The organism is Terasakiella pusilla DSM 6293 (genome assembly GCF_000688235.1).
Classification (GTDB): domain Bacteria; phylum Pseudomonadota; class Alphaproteobacteria; order Rhodospirillales; family Terasakiellaceae; genus Terasakiella; species Terasakiella pusilla.
On sequence record NZ_JHYO01000010.1, the window covers coordinates 81,554 to 104,983 of the forward strand.

Annotated in this window: 24 protein-coding genes; 12 read left to right on the forward strand and 12 right to left on the reverse strand. The window is 51.5% G+C overall.

Annotated features, from left to right (window positions below; translation table 11 throughout):
* Positions 1-125: 125 nt before the first annotated feature.
* Positions 126-1,352 (forward strand): NADP-dependent isocitrate dehydrogenase, encoded by a 1,227-nt coding sequence (locus Q397_RS0108500; RefSeq protein WP_028879059.1) that lies wholly within the window; start codon positions 126-128, stop codon positions 1,350-1,352.
* A gap of 63 nt (positions 1,353-1,415) precedes the next feature.
* Here Q397_RS0108500 and soxR read toward each other — a convergent pair whose 3' ends face one another.
* A complete protein-coding gene (gene soxR, locus Q397_RS0108505; RefSeq protein WP_028879060.1) occupies positions 1,416-1,829 on the reverse strand; it encodes a redox-sensitive transcriptional activator SoxR in 414 nt (137 codons plus the stop codon).
* A 66-nt stretch (positions 1,830-1,895) separates the two neighbouring features.
* Between soxR and Q397_RS0108510 the strand changes: the two genes are divergently transcribed.
* Positions 1,896-2,780: an NAD-dependent epimerase/dehydratase family protein gene (locus tag Q397_RS0108510; RefSeq protein WP_028879061.1), complete on the forward strand. Its 885-nt coding sequence runs from the start codon at positions 1,896-1,898 to the stop codon at positions 2,778-2,780.
* A 17-nt stretch (positions 2,781-2,797) separates the two neighbouring features.
* Here Q397_RS0108510 and Q397_RS21675 read toward each other — a convergent pair whose 3' ends face one another.
* Positions 2,798-3,733 carry a LysR family transcriptional regulator gene (locus tag Q397_RS21675; protein ID WP_038013190.1) on the reverse strand — a complete coding sequence of 312 codons (936 nt, stop codon included), beginning with the start codon at positions 3,731-3,733 and terminating at the stop codon, positions 2,798-2,800.
* 77 nt (positions 3,734-3,810) lie between these two features.
* On the opposite strand from Q397_RS21675, the gene Q397_RS0108520 reads away from it, so the two are divergent.
* Together Q397_RS0108520 and rpmB are read left to right on the forward strand one after the other, a co-directional pair.
* A complete protein-coding gene (locus tag Q397_RS0108520; RefSeq protein ID WP_028879062.1) occupies positions 3,811-4,680 on the forward strand; it encodes an NmrA family NAD(P)-binding protein in 870 nt (289 codons plus the stop codon).
* Between the two features lie 249 nt (positions 4,681-4,929).
* Positions 4,930-5,223 carry a 50S ribosomal protein L28 gene (gene rpmB, locus Q397_RS0108525; protein ID WP_028879063.1) on the forward strand — a complete coding sequence of 98 codons (294 nt, stop codon included), beginning with the start codon at positions 4,930-4,932 and terminating at the stop codon, positions 5,221-5,223.
* A 60-nt stretch (positions 5,224-5,283) separates the two neighbouring features.
* On the opposite strand, the gene Q397_RS0108530 is transcribed toward rpmB, so the two are convergent.
* The 5 genes from Q397_RS0108530 to Q397_RS0108550 form a co-directional block, all read right to left on the reverse strand.
* On the reverse strand, positions 5,284-6,195 hold the full coding sequence (locus tag Q397_RS0108530; protein ID WP_028879064.1) for an esterase-like activity of phytase family protein: 912 nt from the start codon (positions 6,193-6,195) through the stop codon (positions 5,284-5,286).
* 9 nt (positions 6,196-6,204) lie between these two features.
* Positions 6,205-8,055, reverse strand: a complete 1,851-nt coding sequence (locus Q397_RS0108535; RefSeq protein ID WP_028879065.1) for a cobaltochelatase CobT-related protein — start codon at positions 8,053-8,055, stop codon at positions 6,205-6,207.
* Positions 8,055-9,053 carry a cobaltochelatase subunit CobS gene (gene cobS / locus Q397_RS0108540; RefSeq protein WP_038013192.1) on the reverse strand — a complete coding sequence of 333 codons (999 nt, stop codon included), beginning with the start codon at positions 9,051-9,053 and terminating at the stop codon, positions 8,055-8,057. Before cobS ends, Q397_RS0108535 begins: the two co-directional genes overlap by 1 nt.
* A 17-nt stretch (positions 9,054-9,070) precedes the next feature.
* Positions 9,071-9,661 (reverse strand): J domain-containing protein, encoded by a 591-nt coding sequence (locus Q397_RS21680; RefSeq protein WP_051609857.1) that lies wholly within the window; start codon positions 9,659-9,661, stop codon positions 9,071-9,073.
* Positions 9,662-9,793: 132 nt separating this feature from the next.
* Positions 9,794-10,171 carry a helix-turn-helix domain-containing protein gene (locus Q397_RS0108550; RefSeq protein WP_028879067.1) on the reverse strand — a complete coding sequence of 126 codons (378 nt, stop codon included), beginning with the start codon at positions 10,169-10,171 and terminating at the stop codon, positions 9,794-9,796.
* Between the two features lie 194 nt (positions 10,172-10,365).
* On the opposite strand from Q397_RS0108550, the gene Q397_RS0108555 reads away from it, so the two are divergent.
* Both Q397_RS0108555 and Q397_RS21685 read left to right on the forward strand, forming a co-directional pair.
* Positions 10,366-10,644 carry a BolA family protein gene (locus Q397_RS0108555; RefSeq protein WP_028879068.1) on the forward strand — a complete coding sequence of 93 codons (279 nt, stop codon included), beginning with the start codon at positions 10,366-10,368 and terminating at the stop codon, positions 10,642-10,644.
* Positions 10,645-10,781: 137 nt separating this feature from the next.
* The gene (locus Q397_RS21685; RefSeq protein WP_051609843.1) at positions 10,782-11,093 is read left to right on the forward strand and encodes a ribbon-helix-helix domain-containing protein; all 312 of its coding nucleotides are present in this window, start codon (positions 10,782-10,784) and stop codon (positions 11,091-11,093) included.
* Positions 11,094-11,105: 12 nt separating this feature from the next.
* Here the strand turns inward: Q397_RS21685 and Q397_RS0108565 are convergent, their stop codons facing one another.
* The 5 genes from Q397_RS0108565 to Q397_RS0108585 form a co-directional block, all read right to left on the reverse strand.
* Positions 11,106-11,672, reverse strand: coding sequence for a DUF2889 domain-containing protein (locus Q397_RS0108565; protein WP_028879069.1), 567 nt, complete (start codon positions 11,670-11,672; stop codon positions 11,106-11,108).
* A 102-nt stretch (positions 11,673-11,774) separates the two neighbouring features.
* On the reverse strand, positions 11,775-12,230 hold the full coding sequence (locus Q397_RS0108570; protein ID WP_028879070.1) for a CBS domain-containing protein: 456 nt from the start codon (positions 12,228-12,230) through the stop codon (positions 11,775-11,777).
* A gap of 107 nt (positions 12,231-12,337) precedes the next feature.
* Positions 12,338-13,609 carry an HlyC/CorC family transporter gene (locus Q397_RS0108575; protein ID WP_028879071.1) on the reverse strand — a complete coding sequence of 424 codons (1,272 nt, stop codon included), beginning with the start codon at positions 13,607-13,609 and terminating at the stop codon, positions 12,338-12,340.
* 18 nt (positions 13,610-13,627) lie between these two features.
* Positions 13,628-14,755 (reverse strand): 3-dehydroquinate synthase, encoded by a 1,128-nt coding sequence (gene aroB, locus Q397_RS0108580; protein ID WP_028879072.1) that lies wholly within the window; start codon positions 14,753-14,755, stop codon positions 13,628-13,630.
* Positions 14,756-14,763: 8 nt separating this feature from the next.
* Positions 14,764-15,303 (reverse strand): shikimate kinase, encoded by a 540-nt coding sequence (locus tag Q397_RS0108585; RefSeq protein ID WP_051609844.1) that lies wholly within the window; start codon positions 15,301-15,303, stop codon positions 14,764-14,766.
* A gap of 313 nt (positions 15,304-15,616) precedes the next feature.
* On the opposite strand from Q397_RS0108585, the gene Q397_RS0108590 reads away from it, so the two are divergent.
* The 6 genes from Q397_RS0108590 to Q397_RS21695 all read left to right on the forward strand — a co-directional run bounded on the left by Q397_RS0108590 (position 15,617) and on the right by Q397_RS21695 (position 23,397).
* A complete protein-coding gene (locus tag Q397_RS0108590) occupies positions 15,617-17,350 on the forward strand; it encodes a hypothetical protein (protein WP_156950661.1) in 1,734 nt (577 codons plus the stop codon).
* Between the two features lie 17 nt (positions 17,351-17,367).
* Entirely contained in the window at positions 17,368-18,318 is a 951-nt protein-coding gene (locus Q397_RS0108595; protein WP_028879075.1) for a site-specific tyrosine recombinase XerD, read from the forward strand.
* A 135-nt stretch (positions 18,319-18,453) separates the two neighbouring features.
* Positions 18,454-19,500: an HpcH/HpaI aldolase/citrate lyase family protein gene (locus Q397_RS0108600; RefSeq protein ID WP_038013195.1), complete on the forward strand. Its 1,047-nt coding sequence runs from the start codon at positions 18,454-18,456 to the stop codon at positions 19,498-19,500.
* Positions 19,501-19,672: 172 nt separating this feature from the next.
* Positions 19,673-20,833, forward strand: coding sequence for a GGDEF domain-containing protein (locus Q397_RS21690; protein WP_051609845.1), 1,161 nt, complete (start codon positions 19,673-19,675; stop codon positions 20,831-20,833).
* Positions 20,834-20,981: 148 nt separating this feature from the next.
* A complete protein-coding gene (locus Q397_RS0108610) occupies positions 20,982-21,704 on the forward strand; it encodes a substrate-binding periplasmic protein (protein WP_169737982.1) in 723 nt (240 codons plus the stop codon).
* 115 nt (positions 21,705-21,819) lie between these two features.
* On the forward strand, positions 21,820-23,397 hold the full coding sequence (locus Q397_RS21695) for a SulP family inorganic anion transporter (protein ID WP_038013198.1): 1,578 nt from the start codon (positions 21,820-21,822) through the stop codon (positions 23,395-23,397).
* The last annotated feature ends 33 nt before the right edge of the window (positions 23,398-23,430 follow it).

Below are 23,430 nucleotides of genomic sequence, written 5' to 3' on the forward strand. Positions count from 1 at the left end.
ATAGAAAAACTGCCGCCTTGGTCATACCAATACTTTACTTGCCAAGGTATTTTTTCAGGCGTATCGTTTGGGCAATTACATAAAAAGCTTCGCTGCTGCATTTCCCCTTTTTTCGGAGAACACATATGAGCAAAATCAAGGTCAAAAACCCCATCGTTGAACTCGATGGCGACGAAATGACCCGCATCATCTGGCAATTCATCAAAGACAAGCTGATCCTGCCCTATTGCGACGTTGATTTAAAATATTACGACCTCGGTATGGAAAACCGCGACGCAACCGACGACCAAGTCACCATTGATGCGGCAAACGCCATCAAGGAACACCGCGTCGGCGTTAAATGCGCGACCATCACACCGGACGAACAACGGGTTGAAGAATTCGGCCTCAAAAAAATGTGGAAGTCACCGAACGGGACGCTGCGTAACATCATCGGTGGTACGGTTTTCCGTCAGCCGATCATCTGTAAAAACGTACCGCGCCTTGTGCCGGGTTGGACCCAGCCCATCGTGATCGGGCGTCACGCTTTTGGCGATCAGTATAAAGCCACCGACATGAAAGTGCCGGGTCCGGGCAAACTGACCATGACGTTTGAGCCTGCCGATGGCGGCGATCCCATTACCCACACGGTCTATGAATTTGAAAGCGCCGGCGTTGCCATGTCCATGTATAACGTGGATGAAAGCATCCGTGGCTTTGCCCGCGCCTGTCTGAACTATGGTCTGGAACTGGGTTGGCCCGTCTTCCTATCCACCAAAAACACCATCCTGAAAGCTTATGACGGTCGCTTTAAAGATATCTTTGAAGAGATTTTCGAAGCTGAATTTAAAGAGAAGTTTGAAAAAGCCGGCATCGTTTATCAGCACCGTCTGATCGATGATATGGTTGCCTGTGCCATGAAATGGTCCGGCGGTTTTGTCTGGGCCTGTAAAAACTACGATGGCGATGTGCAGTCCGATACGGTTGCTCAAGGCTTCGGCTCCCTTGGTCTCATGACATCTGTTCTGATGACACCGGATGGGCAAACCGTTGAGGCAGAGGCCGCACACGGCACCGTCACCCGTCACTACCGTATGCATCAGGAAGGTAAAGAAACCTCCACCAACCCGATCGCCTCCATCTTTGCCTGGACCCGCGCGTTGAAATTCCGTGGTCAGTTTGACGAAACCCCTGCCGTGGAACGTTTCGCAGAGGATCTGGAACGCGTCTGTATTGAAACGGTGGAAAGCGGTCACATGACTAAAGATTTGGCGCTGCTGGTCGGGCCGGAACAAACATGGTGCACCACGCATCAGTTCCTCGATCACATTGACGCCAACCTAAAAGACCTCATGGCCCGCCGTCCGAGCTAAGGTTTTAAGGACAATCGCACATGAAAAAGCCCGGCTGTACTCAGTCGGGCTTTTTTGTGGGCTTTAAGCACCCGCACGCTCTTTTTTTACAATGGGGCAATCGCTGGTGCTCAGGCACCCACAATCAATGCAGCCTGATAGATCATCGCGCAACAGGCTCAACAACGCTATCCGTTGATCCAATGCCTCTTGCCAATTTTTTGACACCCGCGACCAGTCTGCCAGACTCACGGACTTATCGAAGGGAACATCCACTAACGCTTGTGCAATCTCGCCCAACGGGATGCCTGCTTTCTGCGCGATTTGAATAATCGTAATCCGCCGCACCGTGCTACGCGGGTAAACACGATAATTTGCCCGATTACGCTTTGGCTGAATGAGACCTTTTCGCTCATAAAAATGCAAAGCAGATACACTCAACCCGGTCAAATCCGCCACATCGCCAACCGTCAATTCCGTCTTCACCATTTTCTCCATTTTTCGCTTGCCCTCAACTTAAGTTAAGGCTTTAGAACCATAGCTCCAACACGTATGGAGATGTAAATGAAAATTTTTATTCTAGGTGGTACAGGTACCATCGGTACGGGCCTTATCCGCGAACTCGTCACTAGAGGTTATGCCGTCACGGGCCTAAGCCGTTCAAAAACTGCGGACCAAAAGCTCATCCAAGAAGGTGTCCAGCCTTTACGCGGTGATCTCGGCGCACCTGAAGGCTGGGCTGACCATGCCGTCAGCTTCGATGCCGTCATTCACGTCGCAGACACGTTTGATGACACGATGGCTGAGATTGACGAGCACCTGACCACCACTCTCATCAGCGCTGCGTCTCAAAGGCAAAGCCCCCTTCGCCTCCTCTACACCGGGGGATGCTGGCTCTATGGGGCAACGGGTGATCAAGTCGCGACCGAAGAAAGTCCGTTCGTCCCCCTATCCGCCTTCAACTGGATGATTGCGGGACAGCGCAAGCTCTTATCCTCGCCTCATTTGTCCTGTGTCGTCCTGCATCCCGCCATGGTTTATGATGAAAACGGGGGTGTGTTTGAAAAATTCCTCAACAACGCCCGCCAAGGTAACGATTTTGAGGTCTGGGGTAGCGATCAAACCAGATGGCCCTTGGTGGAACGATCCGACCTCGCGCGGGCTTATGCTGAGCTACTGGACCACCCAGAACTTAGCGGACATTTTAACGTCACGTCCCAAGACGGCGTGAAAGTCGGCGACATCATCAGCGCCATTGCCCAACGGTATGGCCTGCCCAAAAAGATGAAAATCCGTTCTGTAGAAGACTTGGTGGAAGAATATGGATCATGGGCCGAAGGACCAACCATCGATCAACAGATGTCTTCACAAAAACTACAATCCCTCACCCAATGGTGGCCCCGCTATACAGACTTTCGCACCTCGCCCCTTTTTAACCGCCCGATATAAGCGACGTAAAATTGGCCTTACACCCCTTTGCTCACAGCTTTCACAATCGCGCGTAACCATTTCCTAGCGGGGTCATGATGAAAGCGTTCGTGCCAGATTTGGGAGATGCTAAAGCGTGGGCCACGTAATTCCGCGGGCAGTTCCTGCACATGAATTCCTTGCTGTGGGAACGTGGCCGCCAGCTTGCGCGGCATGGAGATCAGCAAGTCCGTTTGGGAAATAACCGACGGGATCGCCAGAAAATGCGGCAGGCGCAACACTGTCTTGCGCGTCCGTCCCAATTCTTGCAGGCGACGATCAATCGCGCCTGTTCCCCGTCCCGTGATACTCAGCATGGCATGGCGGGCTTTGCAAAATTCATCCAACGACAGCGCTTGCCCCACAAGTTGATGATCTTTGGACATCACACACACAAAATCATCTTCAAACAGCTTTTGATGAAAGGCACCCGCCATGTCCGGTCCGTCATCAATCACCCCGATCCCCAGATCAATCTCTCCGGCCCTTAAGGACTGGACGGCAGCCATGGACATATTCACCAAATCCACCTGAATGTTTGGCGCCTGTTGATAAAGGCGCGCCAACACCTTTGGCATCATCACTTGTGTAAAATAATCCGCCCCCATGATCCGAAATTGTGCCTGCGATGTCGCCGGGTCAAACGCATTTGGGGCCAAGACACTGCGCACCCGTTCCAACGCGTCTTGCAAAGGGACACGCAAGCCTTCCGCCCTTGGCGTTAAGACCATCCCGCGCCCAGCTCGCACCAGCAACGGGTCTTTTAACATATGGCGCAAACGCTCCAGCGCCCGGCTCATGGCAGGCTGGCTCAGGCTCACAGATTCTGCTGCGCGGGTCACGCTGCTTTCATTCAGCAACGCTTCCAAGGCGACCAGCAAATTAAGGTCGAGGTTTTTAATATTCACTTCATGCATATATTTTATATAAATCATGCATTAGATTGATGCAATCGTTCCGCCTATTCTCCTTTGCAGATAACACACACAGTTTTTTGAAAAGGAGTTCCCCCATGTTTGTTGTTACAGGTGTCACCGGCAATACAGGTTCTGTCGTCGCCCAAACCTTGCTTGATGCAGGTAAAAAAGTCCGCGTTCTTGTGCGCAACACAGAAAAAGGCCAGCCGTGGCAGGACAAAGGCGCTGAAGTCGTCGTCGCCGATCTGTTTGACCAAGCCGCCCTGACAGACGCCCTAAACGGAGCAGAGGCCGCCTATCTGATGTTGCCGCCGGACGTCACCCACACCGACTTCCTGCAAAGCCGCTTTGACATTGCCGACAATCTTGTCACAGCCGCACAAGAGGCCGGTCTGGCCCATGTCGTCTATCTGTCCTCCGTCGGTGCCCATCACGCCCCCACCCAAACCACAGGGCCGATCCGCACCCTCGCCTATCTGGAAGAACGCCTTAACGCAACAGAGTTAAAAACAACAGCCCTGCGTCCCGGCTATTTTCTGGAAAACTGGGGTGCTGTCCTTCATCCGATTATCCATGATCACATCCTGCCGAGCTTCCTGTCTCCCCTCGATAAAAAAATCGACATGGTCGCGACACAGGACATTGGTGAAAAAGCCGCCGCCCTTTTACTCACCCCACCCGCCGGACAAAAAAATGTGATCGAACTAAAAGGCGCTGCCCAATATAGTGCCGCAGACGTGGCCCAAGCCTTTTCCAAAGCCTTGAAAGCGGACATCACCCCCATCTCCGTTCCCCGAGAGGCCCAAGTCCAAGCCCTGATCGATGCGGGCATTTCCACGAATGTCGCCGATCTGTTGGTTGAAATGTATGAAAATATCAACAACGATTTTATTCATTTCACCCAAGATGAAGCGGCACGTGGGCAGGTGACACTGGACGCCATGGTCGAGAAGTTATTAGCGTAACCTTCAGCAGGCGTTGCTGTAAGTTGGCAACGCCTGCCTCGCTTGCTTTTTTAAATGAGTTTCCACGTCCTAGCACTTGCTTTCCACCGCGTTAAAGAGTATGAAAGCGCCAACAAGAGAACTTTCTTCACAAAAGAGTCAGATTCACCTTGACGAAAAGCAACCTTTTCCTTAAAAGGCGGGTCTCTCTTGAGGGCGGGACTATGTCTGGCCCCACCTTCAGTGTTTATGAGATTAAGGATTTGTATTATGGCACGTCGCTGCTCACTTACTGGTAAAGGCGTTCAAACTGGCAACAATGTTAGCCACGCTAAAAACCGCACTCGTCGTCGTTTCTTGCCGAACCTGCAAGACGTTTCTTTGGTAAGCGACGCGTTGGGCGTATCTGTTGGCTTGCGCGTCAGCACTGCCGCACTTCGCACCATCGAACATAAAGGTGGTCTGGATGCGTATTTGCTCGACACACCGGCAGAAAAACTGCCGCGTGAAGCACGTCGTTTGAAAAGCCGCGTTAAAAAAGCTCAAGCTAAAAAAGCTGCTTAATTAGCACTTTAAAGCGTACAGTTTTGTAAAAAGCCTGCCCTTCTTCAAGGGCGGGCTTTTTTATTTGAGCAAAATCCGCAGCAACAAAGTCCGTTGAAACAGGCTAAAGTTATCATCGGACAAGACGCTAAGAATCAGACGGCCTTGAGTATCCTCATGCGCTGCGATTCCTTCAAAATTATCAACGGGCGTTGGCGATGAAAACTCTGCCAGAACGGCACCGCGCGTCACCGAATCTGCGCTGACATTTAGGTATGACAAACGCGCTTTCACGTCGAGCAAAGGCTTATAATAGCGCTCCAGCAACACAAAATTATCCGTTTGTGGCAAGCGCACCACGCCAGTCGGTCTAAACCCATCCTTTAAGGGAAGATCGAATCGCTTCGACTGTCCGTCCTTTACCAACCAGACTGCGGTAAAGGGATGAGACACCTGCCCTTCCACCACCAGCAAAAGCGTCCCGTCACGCAGAATCTCTAGGGCCTCGATCCCATGATTAGGGACCAACGCCTGTTCCTCTTTTCCAAAGCTCAGGATATCTTCACGGACAGAACCATCACGCGCGTACCGCACAACCCGGTGATTGCGCTCAAAAGAGATGTAGAGACTGCCATCCGGGGCCAGTGCCAGACTTTCAGAATCTTTGCGTCTCTTGCCTTTTAAGAGCTTACCGTTCCCTCCTCTAAGCGGGATCAACCGCGCCCGATCAAACCTCTCCCCTTCAAAGGTGAACAGCACGCCGCGATCACTGACAGACAGATAGCCGTCGGGCGTTTTAACCAATCCAGACAAGCCGCCAAACCGCGAATCAGTTGAACTCAATTGTTCAACGGATAACAGCTTTACATATTCAGTTTGAAAAGGCGCGAACGCGACAGGCTCGCGATAAATTTTCACCTCATCCCCACCGGCCCGCGCAGTCACTGCGCACAATAGGACGACAGCCATCGTCCAGAAAAACCGGTGGGTCATGATTTCGTCCTATCTTCTGAGGTGCAGGCTATCCAGATTTGCGTCAAACATATCCGCCAGATTTTGCAGGATGGTCCCGCCCAAGTCTTCCGGATCACTCAAGGTCACGGCATTGCGATAATAACGCGTCACATCATGCCCAATACCGATGGCGGTCAATTGCACAGGGGTGCGGGTTTCCATCCATTCGATCACCTCGCGCAGGTGCGCTTCCAGATAACTGGACGGATTGGTGGAGAGCGTAGAATCGTCAACCGGCGCCCCATCAGAGATCACCATCAGAATTTTGCGATCTTCCGGTCGACACATCAGGCGCTTATAAGCCCACAATAAAGATTCTCCGTCGATATTTTCCTTCAACAGACCTTCTTTGAGCATCAGCCCCATATTGTTTTTCGCCCGACGCCACGGATCATCCGCTGATTTATAAACCACATGGCGCAGATCGTTCAGCCGGCCCGGATTAGGCAATTTGCCTTCACTCATCCATTTTTCACGAGACTTGCCGCCCTTCCACGCTTTTGTGGTAAAGCCGAGCACTTCCACCTTAACACCGCACCGTTCCAGTGTACGTGCCAGAATGTCAGCACTAATCGCCGCAACCGTGATGGGTCGCCCGCGCATGGAACCGGAATTATCGATCAGTAACGAGACAACCGTGTCACGGAATTCGGTTTCCTTCTCCCACTTATAAGACAGGGAATGGGTCGGGTTGGCAACAATACGGGCAAGACGGGCTGCATCCAGCAAGCCTTCTTCCAGATCAAAGTCCCAAGACCGCTGCTGTTGGGCCATTAAGCGACGTTGCAGGCGGTTGGCGATGCGGGCCACAACCCCTTGCAGGTTGGCAAGCTGCATATCCAGCTGACGACGCAGACGTTCCAACTCTTCCTCATCAGCAAGGTCTGCGGCTGCGATTTCCTCGTCAAACTCGGTGGTATAGGCTTTATAATCAATCTGGATGGCATCATTGGGATCGAGCCAATTGGGGCGGCGACTTGGGCCTGCGGGGCTATCTTCGCCCGCGCCCGCTTCCATTTCCTGCTCGTCGCCGTCCTCACCTTCACCTTCAGATGGGGCGGTGTCATCTTTTTCGGACGGGGGCATGTCCATATCATCGTCCATTTCCCCGCCACCGCCGACGCTTTCCAGATCCTGCTCAGACGGGCTTTCATCCCCGTCCGTTTCTTCGGTTTGCTGGTTTTGCTCGTCTTCTTCTTCCTGACCACTCGGCGGGTCCATCAGCTCCATCTCTTCGAGGAAGCGATAAACCGCTTCCCCATAGGCTTTCTGGTCCTCCGCCTTACTTACAAGGTCGTTCAGAGCGGTTTCGCCATGTTCTTCCACGAACGGGCGCCACAGGTCTGCGGCTTTTTTGGCAACCGGCGGCAAGTCCCCACCGGACAAACGTTCGCGCACCAGCAGGGCAAGCCCATGGGCAACCGGCACGTCATCACGGCTCAAGGCCTTACCCCAGCCATTTTCCTGACAACGGTTATCCAGCAGGGTATTGAGGTTTTGGGCTACGCCCTTCATGCGGCGCGAGCCGAGGCTCTCTACCCTTGCCTGCTCGACCAGTTCAAACACATCACGTGCGCTTGGATCAGATGGCATTTTGGCACGGTGTAAAGCCGCATCATGAAAACGCAGACGCAAGGAGGCTGCATCGGCGGTCCCGCGCAGCTTTTCCAAATCCCCTTGCGAGATACTCCCTCGCGAGGGCATCGGCAGACGCACAGACCCGCGATTAACGGTTGCTGCGCCCGGTGAATAGTTCACGACCAGCTCCGGCTCCCCGGAAAAGGAACGCACGGTCGCCGTCGTCACCCGTTTTAACAGATCGCGAATTTCTTCCTGCATTAGCTCAACGCCACACGCGCTGCACTCAACGGCAGATCCACATCAAAACAACGCTGATAGAATTCAGCAACCACCGGACGTTCCATCTCGTCACATTTGTTGAGGAAGGTCACGCGGAACGCATAGGCCAGATCATTGCCAAAGATTTGCGCATTCTCCGCCCATGTAATGACGGTACGCGGCGACATGACCGTAGACAGATCCCCGTTGATGAAGCTCTGGCGGGTCAGGTCTGCCAATTCAACCATCGCAGCCACATTTTTGCGGCCTTCTTCTGTATTCCAATCCGGCATTTTTGCCAGAACGATCTCGACTTCCTGATCATGTTCCAGATAGTTCAAGGTCTGCACCATGGACCAACGGTCCATCTGGCCCTGGTTGATCTGTTGCGTGCCGTGATACAGGCCTGTTGTGTCCCCCAGACCAATGGTGTTGGCCGTCGCAAACATACGGAAGTGCGGGTGCGGACGGATCACGCGGTTTTGGTCCAGCAGGGTCAACTTGCCTTCCACTTCCAAGATACGCTGGATGACAAACATCACATCTGGGCGACCGGCATCATATTCATCAAACACCAGCGCACACGGATGTTGCAGCGCCCACGGAATAATCCCTTCGCGGAATTCTGTCACCTGTTTGCCGTCTTTCAGGACAATCGCATCCTTACCGACCAAATCGATCCGGCTGATATGGCTATCAAGGTTGATACGCACGCACGGCCAGTTCAGGCGGGCGGCGACCTGTTCAATATGAGAAGATTTACCTGTGCCGTGATAGCCCTGAATCATCACGCGGCGATTATGGGCGAAGCCTGCAAGAATGGCCAATGTGGTTTCTTTATCAAAGCGATAGGTTTCATCCAGATCCGGCACATATTCATTGCGAATGGAGAAAGCGGGCACCTGCATATCCACATCAATGCCGAAGGTTGAGTTGACGTCAACCATTGTGTCCGGGCCATCCAATGGGAAGGCTTGCACGCCTGAAAATTCGTTCATAATCTCTTCTTCCGATTTTAGTCGATGATTGTATTTTTGAGTAATGTATAGGCTTGGCTAATAATTTTAAAGCGTTCTTCTGCGTCTTTGTCACCGCCATTGGCATCGGGGTGATATTTTTTGACCAACACTTTATATCTTGCCTTTAATTCTGTCTGAGTAAGGGGTGGCTTAAGGTCCAATAAGGCGAAGGCTTTACGTTCTTCCCAATCAAATTGGGCCATATCATCTTCCGGCTCACCCTTAAAGCTGCCATCTTCCTTGAAGAACCCAAAATCATCTTTAAAACCGCCACCATTTGCGCCTGCTGTTTGCTTAAAGGTACCAAAATTCCAACTTGGGCGGTCCCATGTATAATCTTTACGCATATCGCGTTCGATATCAGCCGTGCTCATGCCTTCGTAATAATTCCAGCGCTTATTATATTCGCGCACATGATCAAGGCAAAAATAATGATATTCACGCAGGCTATCGCGTGACTTGGGGGCCTTAAACTCCCCCAGATCTTCACAATCGGGCCATGCACACCGCGGTGCATCCGGATCGACTTCTTCTATCGTTTCTTCCCAGAAACGGCTGTTGAAACGAAGATCACTCTTTGTAGACACAAAAAAACTCACTCAAGAAGGAAAGGCACCCACAAAAAATATGGGACGATCACTTCTTATAGCAAGTCAAACGTGGTCGAAAAAGGGGCAAAAAACCGGCGGGACCAATGCCCGCCGTTTTTTATACCGACTTTATTGCTTTTCGTCCGCCAAAGCACGCGCCAGACTAGAGATCGCCTCTTGGTACTTTTCGTTGCGGATCATGGAGAAATGACGTGACAGTTCCAACCCCATACGCTCACGCGGGTTGGTTTCACGTTGTGTTTCACCGCCAATACCGTCAAAAAAGAATTCGACAGGGGTGTTTAACATCCGGGCAATTTCAAACAGGCGACCAGCAGAAACGCGGTTCACGCCTTGCTCGTACTTGTGTGCCTGTTGATAGGTCACACCGATACCATGGGCGAGTTCCTGTTGAGTAAGACCCAACATAATACGGCGTTCGCGAATTTTCTCGCCGACAAATTTATCGACATCATCCGCTTTTTTCTTATTTACAGTTTGCGACATAGGTAGTAGCTCCAACTTCCAGTAACGACTTTTTCAAGCCATCCGATCCCTCTTTTTATTTTTATGAGATACTCCCTAAGTATAGTATTGTACTAAACTAATCAAGTACTACCTTAAACATTCTCTAAGTTGAATACAACTTAGCAACCCAACTTCTATATAATTCAACCTGTTAGCACAGAAAGGTTTTTTCTATGTCCGTCGCTGAAGTCATGAAAAAAAAGATCAACGAAGAACTTTCCCCAGAAAAACTGGTCCTTGAGGACGAATCTTACATGCATGCCGGACATGCTGGCGCTAACCCACAAGGTGAAAGTCACTTCAATTTACTTATCGTTTCAGATAAATTCGAGGGTGTTTCCAGGGTGCAAAGGCAACGTATGGTTTACGACATTCTGGCAGATGAACTCAAAGATCGGGTCCATGCGCTTTCCTTGCGTACCCTTACCCTAAAGGAGTATAAATCAGCATAACATACTATTGTACGCAGCGTTTTTGTGGATTGACTTTTTGTATACACCCGACTAATGGTAGAAAATCTTTTCAAGTCCTAATCACATAAAATAAGAACAGAAAAGAAAAACCGAGATCACCGTTAGAGAATTCGTGTATGTCAGACTCTTTAATCAGCCGCAATGTTGTCATTGGGGAACAGCGCACCAGTTTCAGACTGGAACCGGAAATGTGGTCTGCTTTGGAACATATTTGCGAGTGCGAAGCCGTCAGCATCCATACCCTATGTACTTGGATTAATGACTTCAAACCGCGTTCAAACCGCACATCAGCCATTCGGGCTTTTATTGTTTGTTATCTGCGTGCAATCGCTGAAAATAACCCGTTTCATCTGGGGCATACAGATGAATGTCTGTGCGCGGAACATGGGATGAGCCAGAAGCTCTGCCATATTCTTCGCATCGGTTAAGGAAAGCCTGAATCAGGAAACCGGTTCAGGCTTTTTATAATATTCAGGCCAGCGTTCTTTAATCAACGGGCCACTGCTATCCATGACATGACAGCCGTCAATCATCGACGGCTTATCTCGCTCGTCTTCCGGCTGGGCCTCACGGCGCTGTTTCAAGATCGGATATAAGGTCTGATAAGTTGCCGTCGCAATCGGTGCCAACATCTCGACCAGATGGGTACAGCCTTTTGTACCGCCCAATTTTTCACGTACACGACGATTCCAACCCGGGCCAATCAACATGCCTTCCAGAACTTTAAACGCTGGCGTGATGGTACAGCACAGGTTAAACGGGCTATCATCAATCACCGCTTCGACCGCACGCACGATCATCTCTTCATCGACCGTCAGGCGCAGGCGCATATTGTGAATCGGCTCGCCTGCTTTAATTTCGCCGCGGTCCTGATTGGGAAAGGAATAGGTCTTGGTATCAACCAGATGCCCTTCAATGTCAAACAGACCATCTTCACGTTCATATCCGGTGAACGTAACAGCGCGGGTATGCACATGCTTGCGGGCGGCAGGGGTCGATAAGGGCATCAGCAGCACTCTTTATACAAATGGCAACAAGCAAATGACTGCCCGTTGACAGGCAGTCATTTTGTTTTGACCCCGAACAAATAATCTTATGAGAAGGACGCGTCAAGCCCCAACGCCATAGCCTTCCCCACCGTGAACATAGTTTTCCACGGCAACCAGCTCCTCTTCCAAGGCGGTCTGCACCACACGATACAGGTCACGTACCGACACCATCCCGCACGCTTTCCCATCATCCGTCAAAATCGGCAGATGACGATAGCCCTTTTCAATCATCATATTGAGGGCCGTTGCCGCAACACAGTCACCCGTGACCGTATCCGGGTCTTTCGTCATAATGTCGCTCACCTTGGTCTGTGCGGCATCAAGGCCGCCGCCAACGACTTTGCGCATGATGTCGCGCTCCGTCACAATCCCGACAACCTTGCTATCTTCGACAACGATCAACGCCCCGATATTTTCCTCGGTCATCAAAACCGCCGCTTCAGAAACGGTTTTATCCGGTGTACAGGTCGTACACCGGCACTCACTAATCACATGAGGGACTAACTTTTTCTGCATACTCTTCTCCCGTGCTGTTCCACACATCATATGAGGCAAAAACTTCCATGCCTTATAAGTTGTTATGAATTTTCACGTTTCAAATCTATTTTGCAAAAAAGCCCCCTTTATTTACTTTCTCCGTCCTCATGGGGCGGGAAAATGCGAATAGATGTGATCTGGTTGCGTTTACGATCCATAATCTCGAAACGGAAGCCATAAAACTGGAAAATCTGCCCGATATCGGGGATACGCCTTGCTTCATGCAACAACAACCCGGCGATGGTCGAGGCTTCTTCATCCGGCAGGCGCCAGTCAAATTCGCGGTTCAGATCACGCAAGGTCACAATACCGTCAACAACATACGACCCATCGTGCTGGGATTTTACCCCTTCGACCTTATCGTCATGTTCATCTTCGATATCGCCCACAATTTCTTCCAGAATATCTTCCAGCGTCACAATCCCCATGACACTGCCATATTCGTCCACAACGACAGCAAAATGTTCGCGGCGCGCACGAAACGCTTCCAACTGCCCCATCAAAGATGTTGCTTCCGGGATAAACCACGCTTCGCTGGCAAGGGAAACCACATCCAGCCCTTCCAGCTCGCCTTTTTGGCTCCGGATGGCACGCAGCAAGGCTTTGGCATGGATGACCCCGATAATGTTGTCCGGGTCATCCCGATACAGGGGCAAGCGGGTAAAAGGACTATCCAGCACCTGCTCCACAATCTCTTCCGCTGGCAGGTTCACATCGATCATCACCACCCCTTTACGGTGGGTCATAATCTCACTGACTTCCACCTCTGCCAGATCAAGGATACTGTGCAGCATGGTGCGTTCCTGACTGACACCTTCATCGCCTTGGCCATCATGCAAATTGATAGCGCCGCGCAGTTCTTCCGCAGACTGCCCTTCATCTTGAGACGCGCCTGCGCCAAAAATTTTCAGGGTCGTTGCGACGATAAACTGGGTCGTCATGGTAATAGGGGCCAACACAAACACCAGAATCTTCATAGCTGGTGCAATGGACAGGGCCAACCGGTTGGCATTCTGAATCGCGAAAGTTTTCGGCAGAATTTCTGCGAAAATCAGCACAACAACGGTCATCACCAAAGTCGCATAGACAACGCCGGTTTCACCGAAATAGGTGATCATCACACTGGTCGCAAGTGACGACGCAAGGATGTTAACAAGGTTGTTCCCCAACAGGATTGCGCCGATCAGACGTTCCTTTGAATCCATCAAACGATTGACGATCCCGGCGCGTTTATCGCCGTCGTTTTGTTCCAACTGATGCATGAGCGCGCGCGAAGACGCCGTCAGCGCCGTTTCCGACCCAGAAAAAAAGGCCGAAAACAGGATCAATATGAAAATTGCTGCAATAATCCATTCCATCTCAATTTACCTTCCCGATCAACGTCTGGAGCGATCAAGCAAATCATCCAGATAGGTTTTCAAATCCGTATCTGCCACATTTCTGTCCAGATACGCCTCCCCAATGGCACGGACTAAAACAAAAGTAACCTTGCCGTCTTTGACCTTTTTGTCTTTCATCATATGCTTCATCAACAACTCAGCCGTCCAGTCCTGACACGGCAATCCCCGCAGGTCCACCGGCATCTCCAGCGCTGTCAAATGCGCTTTTAAACGATCCGCGTCGGCTGTCGGGCAAATCCCTTGCCGGGCACAAAACTCATGAGCCATCACCATACCGATCGACACCGCTTCGCCATGTAACAAGTCGCCGTCATAGCCACATTCTTTTTCCAGCGCATGACCAAATGTATGACCCAAGTTTAACAGGGCACGCACCCCGCCTTCTTTTTCATCCTGCGCGACCACATCGGCTTTTGCCGCACAGCTTTTTAAAATCGCCTCGCGGCGCAAGTCCTGATCACCAGCGACCAAGTCCGCGCCTTTTTCTTCCAACCAAGTGAAGAAGGCGTCATCCCCGATCAGGCCATATTTAACAACCTCGGCATAGCCCGCCAGTAATTCCCGTTTTGGCAGGCTATTCAGTGTTTCCGTATCAATCAGCACCAGACGCGGCTGATGGAAGGCCCCGATCAGGTTTTTCCCCGCTTTGGCATTGATGCCGGTCTTACCGCCAACAGAACTGTCAACTTGCGACAGCAACGTTGTCGGCACCTGAATGAAATCGATCCCACGCAACAGACTGGCTGCTGCAAAGCCTGTAATATCACCAATCACACCGCCGCCAAGGGCGATCAGGGTCGTGCCCCGTTCAATCCCGAAGGCCAGGATATCTTCCAGCAACTGTCCAAAGTTCGCGATGCTTTTGGTCGCTTCCCCAGCCTTCAACGTTACCGCATGGCAAGTCACGCCCTCGGCTTCCAACACCGACTGCAGGGGCTGGAGGTAAATCGGGGCGACATTTTCATCGGTAACGATGACCACCTGATTGTTGTTTAGCAACGGTTTGATGTGCTTGCCCGCTTCAGCCAATAAACCGGCTCCAGCCAAGATGTCATAGCTGCGCTCACCGAGGTCAACATGAAGGGTGTTTTGTTCAAGTGTCATTTATATACTCAGTCCTTTAGGGCTTTGATCACACGTCTAACGGTCGCATCCAGCGGCTCGTCACGGGTTTCCACAATGATATCGGCTTGGGCGTAGACGGGATATCGTTCATCCACCAGTTTGCGCAAGGTCTTTGCCGGGTCCCCCTGATTTAAAAGGGGGCGATGTTTGCGCCCGCTTGTGCGTTTAATCAAAACGTCCACATTCGCTTTTAGCCACAGGCTTGTGCCGGTTTCTTCAATCAGGCCGCGGGTTTCTGCATTCATAAAGGCCCCGCCGCCTGTCGCCAGGATGCACGGCTCACCTTCCAGCAGACGTTTGATCACCCGGCGCTCCCCGTCCCGAAAGGCGGATTCTCCGTATAATTCAAAGATATCAGCCACGCAACAGCCCGCTGCCTCTTCAATCTCGCGGTCCGCATCAACAAAGGGGATATCAAATTTCTGGGCGACCTGCCGGCCAATGCAGGTTTTCCCCGCCCCCATCAAGCCGACAAGCACAAGGGATTGTCCTTTGGGGAGGCGGAGTTTCAGTTTGGTTTTTTTCACTTTTTATCGTTTCGAACAGAATCTTGTTAATAAAATTTATCCTACTTTAATTAAGAATTCAGATTTTCGTAAGTATAATCTGTCGCAATCGTTGAAAGTCTGGCGCCACGCCGCTAGACTACCGCCCGTCTCTTCCAATAAATAGAAGTCGAAACATTTGCCATGAAGGCTCTTTCAAAATTTTTATTAGTTCTTATCCTTCTCGTGCTAGCTGGTGCTGGCGTTTTTCTCGCGACCTGGGATATTCCGGCCCCGACCGCACCGGTCGAGAAAACCATTCCTGACGACCGTTTCCCACGGTAAGCGCATGGGTATGTCGTTTAAAACAATGCTCTGTGCATCGGTTGTCGCCTGCCTCCCCACATTGGTGCTGGCACAAGACAACGCCCCGCGTGATCTCTCGCCGCGTAACCTGACGGTCCCCACCGAAGACCGCGTTGTGCCAAGTGTCACGCCAGTTCCGGTCAAAACCATTTCCGGCGGGATTAACGTCCAGACGCTGGGCGATGTCAGCGCAGAGGCCACAGGTGTTTTAAGCGGCAGCCATGCCTTTCCCAGTGATATGTGGTCCGGTATCAGCCGTCCGTTTGCAGAACGTCTGATCGCGCGTTTACCCGCACGCCCCTCAGCACCTTACTTGCGCATCCTGCAACGCCGCTTGCTGTTAAGTACCGCAACGCCTCCCAAAGGGCCAGCGGGACCAAAGTCCTTGCTCAGCCTGCGCGCGGAAAAGCTCGCCCAGATGGGCCAGTTGGAAGATGTGCTTTCCCTCATCGATTCGGCACCGCAAAATGACCAGACCGATGATCTCAAGATGCTGGAAGCCCGCGTGCTCTTGCTGGCGGGTCAAACTTCCAAAGCCTGTGCCCTTGCTGCCCAGAATATCCAGAATGGGGACAATCCGTTCTGGGTGAAGACGCTGGCCTTCTGCCGTATGCTCGCTAAACAAGGCGATCAGGCGATGCTGTCCCTGTCTTTACTGAAAGAAATGGGCGACAAAGATCCGGTTTATTATAGCCTGATGGATGCGCTACACACTGGCGACAAAGCAAAGGTTGATGACCTGCCTGCGCCAAAAGCGCTCGACATTGCGTTGATTGCGGCGACAAAAGCAACTTTATCCGATCAGGTTCGCCAGATCGAAGACCCTAACTTCCTGCGTTTTCTCACTCAATCCGGCGATGTGGAAGCCACGCAAAAAACCCTCGCCCTCAATCTGGCCAGCACGGATTTCTTAGCAGAGGTTTATAAAAAACAATCCTTTAGCAAGGACGAGCTCGGCAACCCGATCGCCAGTGCGGAAAACATGCCCCCGTTTAAGGCACAAGCCTTGCTGTATCAGGTTACAACAACCGAAGGACAATTGGCGGTTATTCAAGCTGAAACCATTAACATGGCGCTTGACTTGGCGCGTCCGGACAATCAGTTCAACAGCATTTCACGCCTGTATCAGCCTCTCCTCAGCAAAATGAACCGCAGCATTGATATGCTCTGGTTTGCCCCGACCGCCATTCGCGCTCTGCTGGCGACAGGGGACTGGGAAACGGCAAAAGAATGGTACCTGATGCTGCGCAACGCCGCCTTTACAGACAACGACGCCGCCCAAAACTGGAACGCGGTGCGTCCGCTGGCGGTGCTTGCCGGATTTGACGTCTCCAACGATGCGGTTTCTCAAACCCTGAAAAGCTGGTGGCAGGCACAACCGGAACAACCGGAAAGCTATCTGCTTGGCGCCAAAGTCTTTGCCCTTGTGGACGGTATGGGCCTGCCTGTCCCCGATATGCTCTGGGTCAGCCTCATCAACGGGCCAACCCTGCCAGATGCCATCACGCCAAAACCGGGATTGGCGATTAAAATGAAAGAAGCCGCAGACGAAGGTCAGTTGGGGGAAACAGTATTGATGTTTTTAAACGCCATCAACCATCACAAAGCCAGCGACCTTGACCCCACCTTCCTCAGCGATAGCTTAAAAGCCTTACGCGCCGTCGGACTGGAACGCGATGCGCGGGCCGTTGCGGTTGAAACGGCCTTGCAGGCAGGTCTTTAGGGAAAGGAGAGGGCATCATGGCAAAAAAGCCGACCTCTCCTTCCCGATCCTCTCGCCACATCACCTCGTTTTTGCAAATGATGACGGTGGAGAGAGGCGCGGCCCCCAACACGATTGAAAACTATCGCCGCGATCTGGAAAACCTCGAAGATTATCTCACACGCAAACAGTCACGACTGGAAACAGCGAATTCCGAGCACCTGCGCGGCTATATCAAAAGCCTGCTGGATGGCGGATATGCGCCGCGTACCAGCGCGCGCCGTCTCTCCGCCCTTAAACAATTCTTCAAATTTCTGTATGGGGAACGTATCCGCACTGATGACCCGGCAGCCAGTCTGGACAGTCCCAAGCTGGGGCGCAGCCTCCCCAAATACCTAACGGAAGAAGAAATTACCCGCCTGCTGGAAGAAGCAAAAACAGACAGCGGCCCGAAAGACCTCCGCCTGAGTGCCATGCTGGAAATTCTCTACGCCTGCGGCCTGCGGGTTTCCGAACTGATTACCCTGCCTCAATCCGCCTTCACCCGCCAATCCGGCATGTTGATTGTCACCGGTAAGGGGAACAAAGAACGCATGGTGCCGTTGACCAAAACCGCGATTGAGGCCGTCAACACCTACCAGCCCCAGCGCCACACCTTCTTAAAGAAGGGGCAGGAAAGCCCTTGGCTTTTCCCCTCCAAACGTTCCCGCGAAGGGCATGTCAACCGTCATACCTTTGATAGCGAACTCCGCGCCCTCGCCCTCAAGGCCGGGATCACCAAAAAAGTCTCTGCTCATGTGATCCGGCATTCCTTTGCCAGTCATTTGCTGGATCACGACATTGATCTGCGCACCCTGCAACAGATGCTGGGACATGCCGATATCTCAACAACAACCATCTATACCCATATGATCGGGGATCGGGAAAAGCAACTTGTGTTGAACAAACATCCCCTCGCGGCTTTGTTTAACCCCGAAGACGATAAGTAGTTACGTTTGCAACCAATATTTTACTCTTAAAGCCAGAAAAGACTTGTGCAGGGCAATCTCGCAATGCACAATCCCTTGAGATTCGAAGGTCAGCATAAGACCTCACCTTAAAAAATATATTGGAAACAGCATATTATGACGAAACCAGCCAAGAAGTTTTTTGAACCGCTCGCCATCGGCGCGCCTCAACCCTACCGTGAAGTTCCGGTCAAACTGGAACGTATGATCCACTTTTTCCCGCCGCACATGGAAAAGATGCGTGCCAAAGTGCCAGACATGGTCAAACAGGTTGATGTGATCCTCGGTAACCTTGAAGATGCCATTCCGGCAGATTGCAAGGAAGAGGCCCGCGCCGGTTTCATCGAAGTTGCGAAATCTGTTGATTTTGGCAACACCTCTTTGTGGACGCGCGTTAATTGCCTCAACTCCCCTTGGTTTTTGGACGATGTGCAAGAGATCGTTGCCGCAGCCGGTGACAAGCTGGACGTTTTGATGCTGCCGAAGGTAGAAGGCCCTTGGGACATTCACTATGTAGATCAATTGCTGGCCCAACTCGAAGCCAAACACGGCGTCAAAAAGCCGATCATGATCCACGCAATTCTGGAAACCGCCCTTGGGGTGGAGCAAATCTCCGAAATCGCAGCCGCCAGCCCGCGTATGCACGGCATGAGCCTCGGCCCGGCTGACCTTGCTGCCTCACGTGGCATGAAGACCACCCGCGTTGGCGGCGGTCACCCGTTCTACGGCGTCTTGGCAGATGCGAAGGAAGAAGGCGCACCACGTACACACTTCCAGCAAGACCTGTGGCACTTCACGGTTGCCAAGATGGTTGATGCCTGCCAAAGCAATGGTATCAAGGCGTTTTACGGCCCGTTCGGTGATTTCTCCGACGATGCGGCGTGTGAAGCACAGTTCCGCAATGCCTTCCTGCTTGGGTGTGTTGGCGCATGGTCTTTGCACCCGAAACAGATCGACATCGCCAAAAAAGTCTTCTCCCCGGATGTGGACGAAGCCAAATTTGCCATCCGTATCCTTGAAGCGATGCCTGATGGGACGGGTGCGGTGATGATTGACGGCAAGATGCAGGACGATGCAACTTGGAAGCAAGCAAAGGTGATTGTTGACCTTGCAAAACAGGTCGCTGAAAAAGACCCTGAACTGGCACAGGCCTACGGCCTCTAAGCCGCAGAAACGCTCTAGTTTAGAAAGGCTCAAAGCTGTAAGGCTTTGGGCCTTTTTTGTGCAGTCTACGGTTGATATCCATAAAAATAGTGTGTAAATTCACCTCAGCTAAATGAGTGTATGTTTGGCTGGCTATTCACAGGATTTTCAAATGGCATTATACGAGAGACACATGAGCGCTCTAAAAAGTATCAAATCCCAGCTTCGCATTATTCCCGAATATATGGAACTGCTGCTGCCGTTCGCACACTCGGCGCACATTCGACGCCATCGTGCGAAAATCATCGCCAGCCGTGTTGGTTTGCTCTCGCTTTTATTTGCCATCATGATCCCTTTGTGGATCGTGGTTGACTTTTTTGCCTTTTCCTGGCCGACCTGGGCGATCCTTGCCATGCTGCGCACGGTATCGGCGATTGTCTTTTTCGGGCTCTACCTGATGCATCAAAACTGTAAGACACTCAACCATGCCTACCTTCTTCTGGGGGGCATGATGGCGATTCCGCCTGTGTTCTACCTGATTTCACAGCCCTTCCTCATCAATATCGAAACAGATGCCCTCGGCACCGCCGTGATCGGCGCCTATGCCCTGCTGCCCTTTATTGTTGTCGCAGGCCTGAGCGTCTTTCCGCTGACGGCATTGGAAGTTTTGCTCACAGGCTTGGCCGTTACCGTCGTTGTGATTTTGGGCGCTGCGCAACAACGTGATATCGATCTACAGGAATTCATTAATAGCACATGGCTGATGGTCGTGGTGCTTGGGGTCTCGATCTTTTCAGGGATGAGCCAGCTTCATTATATGATCTCCCTGATTAATCAAGCCTCCAAAGATTTGCTGACAGGGGCCTTTACCCGTCGTTCGGGGGAAGAATATCTTGATCTGCAGTTCCGCATCGCGTCTCGCACAGATGCGCCTATGAGCTTGTTGTTTATGGATGTGGACAAGTTTAAATCCGTGAATGATGAATTTGGTCACGAACAAGGCGACATCGTCTTGAAACAAGTGGCCAAAGGTTTACAAAAATGCCTGCGCCGCAGTGACCAACTCATCCGTTGGGGCGGGGAAGAATTTGTTATCCTGCTGCCCAACACCGATGTCGACAACATCCTTCCCATCCTGAAACGTCTGTCCGATTTGACACTGGGCAAACGTCCTGACGGTAAACCCGTTACAATCAGCATTGGCGCTTCCGAGCTTCAAACAGATGGTTGCGAAGATTGGATTGAGATGGTGGAAAAGGCCGATCATCGCATGTATGAAGCCAAAAAATCAGGGCGCAACAAGAGTGTTGGGCCAAATCCTGAGTTGAACTTAAACAACATTATCGCCGCATAAGTTAATAAAATCTAATTGCACACATAAAATTTTGTGTTTAACATCAGCGAATAATGATGAAAGATCAGGTTCGCTGATGATTAACAAACGTCCTACTCTGCATTCACACCTCACGCAACTTGTCTGCATGCTGGTTGTAAATATGTTCGTGGCTAGTTTTCCTGCCACGGCATCAGAGATCGTGCGTGTCAGTGTAACCCACTTCCCCCCTTTTTATGACGTCCACGAAAACGGCGAAGTGCACGGATTGGGCATTGATGTGATCAATGCCCTCAATACCATCCAGAGCGACTATCTCTTCCAGCCCGTCCCGGCAAGCCCTTTGCGCCGCCACGCCATGTTTCACGAAGGCCGGTTTGATATGTCCTTTTTTGACCATGTCGTCTGGGGCTGGGACCGCGAGAAAGTCGAGTCAACTCCCGTCTATCTAACAGGCGGCGAAGTTTTTATCACTCTCAAAGATCCCTCAAAAAATCAGAGCTACTTCACTGACATTGAGAAACGGTCCATTGCGGCAATCCGCGGATATCACTATCGTTTCACCAACTTTGAGACCGACCCCAAAGCCTTGCACAAACGCTTTAACATTACCCTCACCAACTCGCCAGATCACATCATCAAGTTGGTTGAAGAAAAGCGTGTGGACATTGGAATCGTCACCGAAACCTATCTGTTAAAATATTTTCAAAAGCACTTCACCGCACGGGCCAAGTTTCTAACCTCCAACAGTTATGATCAGCGCTACAATTTTACAACGATCGTGCGCAAGGGCTTTACCCCGTCTGCGCAAAAAATGAATGACCTGATGAAACAGGTCAGGACAGATCCGCGCTTTAAATGGATAAAAGATACATACGGTTTAGATTGGTAAACCGCTGTTAAACGCCCCCTAATTATAATTTGCGGGGTACAGCAATACCTGTTATGTATAGGCAAAAGGCAGTTATTGCACTGCACAATCCATTTATATTCCGAGGTTTTCCTTTATGTTTCAGCTTGTCTCCAAGGCATCTGCGAACGCACGTATCGATATTTTATCCGGTTTGACCGTTGCACTCGCCCTTGTCCCTGAAGCCGTGGCCTTTGCCTTCGTTGCCGGCGTTCATCCGTTGGTTGGTCTTTACGCCGCCTTTATGGTTGGTTTAATCACAGCCTGTCTGGGCGGTCGCCCCGGTATGATCAGTGGCGCAACAGGTGCCTTGGCTGTGGTCATGGTGTCCTTGGTTGCCCAGCATGGTGTTGAATATCTGTTTGCCACCGTCGTTTTGATGGGGATCATACAGGTTGTCGCAGGCGCTTTACATTTAGGTAAATTTATTCGCCTCGTCCCCTACCCTGTTATGCTGGGGTTCGTAAATGGCCTTGCGATCGTGATCTTCCTTGCCCAGTTGGGTCAGTTCAAGATCGAAGACACCACGGGGAACCTGCAATGGATGACGGGTGAGCCGCTGTATCTCATGCTGGGCCTTGTGGCCCTGACTATGGCGATCATCAAATATTTGCCCAAATTTACCTCCATCATCCCTGCCCCGCTGGCAGCGATTGTTGTGATCTCTGTTGCGGTCATTTACCTTGGTCTTGATACCCGCACTGTTGGCGATATGGCCAACATCGCAGGTGGTCTGCCGGAATTCCACATCCCAGCGGTTCCGCTAACGTTGGAAACCTTATGGATCATCCTCCCCTACGCCGTCATTTTGGCTGCGATCGGCCTCATTGAATCCCTCTTGACCCTGACACTGGTTGCAGAACTCACAGAGACTCATGGCCGCGCGTCTAAAGAATGTATGGCACAAGGTACGGCCAACGTGGTCACCGGTTTCTTTGGTGGCATGGGCGGCTGTGCGATGATCGGTCAATCCATGATCAACGTGAACTCCGGCGGTCGTGGGCGTCTGTCCGGTATTTCTGCGGCCTTGTTCCTGCTGTCCTTCATCATGTTTGCCTCGCCCTTGATTGAACAAATCCCGCTTGCTGCACTGGTCGGCGTCATGTTCATGGTGGTTGTCGGCACATTTGAATGGAGTTCATTTCGCATTCTGCACAAGATCCCGCGCACCGATGCCTTTGTCCTTATTCTGGTCTCCGGCGTGACCGTCATCAGCGATCTTGCCATCGCTGTTGTCGTGGGTGTCATTGTCTCCGCCCTTGCCTTTGCCTGGAAAGCGGCTAAACGCATTGATGTAACGACCAAAACGCTGCCAAACGGATCAAAGGTCTATCACCTGCATGGCCCGCTGTTCTTTGGGTCCATCGCAAGCTTCAAAGAACTGTTCGATCCCAAAAATGACCCGGATGATGTGGTGATCGACTTTGCCGACTCGCGTGTTTGGGACCATTCCGGTCTGGAGGCCATTGACAGCATGGCTGAACGCTACATCAAAGCCGGTAAAGAACTGCACCTGCGCCATCTCAGTGCAGACTGCACCAAGCTTCTGGAAAAATCCGGAAGTCTGGTCGAAATCAACGTTATCGAAGATCCAAACTATGGTCTTGTCATGGATTATCCTGAAGACATTATGGATCAGAAAGACAAGGCGGGCGCGCCCAAGGCGACCTCTTAGGCCGCAACCGCTTTCGAAAAAAGCTTGCAATTA

Bases quoted from the DNA above. Each gene is read 5' to 3' on its own strand.
- Q397_RS0108500 (WP_028879059.1), top strand. From the start codon at position 126: ATGAGCAAAATCAAGGTCAAAAACCCCATCGTTGAACTCGATGGCGAC.
- soxR (WP_028879060.1), bottom strand. From the start codon at position 1,829: ATGGAGAAAATGGTGAAGACGGAATTGACGGTTGGCGATGTGGCGGAT.
- Q397_RS0108510 (WP_028879061.1), top strand. From the start codon at position 1,896: ATGAAAATTTTTATTCTAGGTGGTACAGGTACCATCGGTACGGGCCTT.
- Q397_RS21675 (WP_038013190.1), bottom strand. From the start codon at position 3,733: ATGATTTATATAAAATATATGCATGAAGTGAATATTAAAAACCTCGAC.
- Q397_RS0108520 (WP_028879062.1), top strand. From the start codon at position 3,811: ATGTTTGTTGTTACAGGTGTCACCGGCAATACAGGTTCTGTCGTCGCC.
- rpmB (WP_028879063.1), top strand. From the start codon at position 4,930: ATGGCACGTCGCTGCTCACTTACTGGTAAAGGCGTTCAAACTGGCAAC.
- Q397_RS0108530 (WP_028879064.1), bottom strand. From the start codon at position 6,195: ATGACCCACCGGTTTTTCTGGACGATGGCTGTCGTCCTATTGTGCGCA.
- Q397_RS0108535 (WP_028879065.1), bottom strand. From the start codon at position 8,055: ATGCAGGAAGAAATTCGCGATCTGTTAAAACGGGTGACGACGGCGACC.
- cobS (WP_038013192.1), bottom strand. From the start codon at position 9,053: ATGAACGAATTTTCAGGCGTGCAAGCCTTCCCATTGGATGGCCCGGAC.
- Q397_RS0108550 (WP_028879067.1), bottom strand. From the start codon at position 10,171: ATGTCGCAAACTGTAAATAAGAAAAAAGCGGATGATGTCGATAAATTT.
- Q397_RS0108555 (WP_028879068.1), top strand. From the start codon at position 10,366: ATGTCCGTCGCTGAAGTCATGAAAAAAAAGATCAACGAAGAACTTTCC.
- Q397_RS21685 (WP_051609843.1), top strand. From the start codon at position 10,782: ATGTCAGACTCTTTAATCAGCCGCAATGTTGTCATTGGGGAACAGCGC.
- Q397_RS0108565 (WP_028879069.1), bottom strand. From the start codon at position 11,672: ATGCCCTTATCGACCCCTGCCGCCCGCAAGCATGTGCATACCCGCGCT.
- Q397_RS0108570 (WP_028879070.1), bottom strand. From the start codon at position 12,230: ATGCAGAAAAAGTTAGTCCCTCATGTGATTAGTGAGTGCCGGTGTACG.
- Q397_RS0108575 (WP_028879071.1), bottom strand. From the start codon at position 13,609: ATGGAATGGATTATTGCAGCAATTTTCATATTGATCCTGTTTTCGGCC.
- aroB (WP_028879072.1), bottom strand. From the start codon at position 14,755: ATGACACTTGAACAAAACACCCTTCATGTTGACCTCGGTGAGCGCAGC.
- Q397_RS0108590 (WP_156950661.1), top strand. From the start codon at position 15,617: ATGTCGTTTAAAACAATGCTCTGTGCATCGGTTGTCGCCTGCCTCCCC.
- Q397_RS0108595 (WP_028879075.1), top strand. From the start codon at position 17,368: ATGGCAAAAAAGCCGACCTCTCCTTCCCGATCCTCTCGCCACATCACC.
- Q397_RS0108600 (WP_038013195.1), top strand. From the start codon at position 18,454: ATGACGAAACCAGCCAAGAAGTTTTTTGAACCGCTCGCCATCGGCGCG.
- Q397_RS21690 (WP_051609845.1), top strand. From the start codon at position 19,673: ATGAGCGCTCTAAAAAGTATCAAATCCCAGCTTCGCATTATTCCCGAA.
- Q397_RS21695 (WP_038013198.1), top strand. From the start codon at position 21,820: ATGTTTCAGCTTGTCTCCAAGGCATCTGCGAACGCACGTATCGATATT.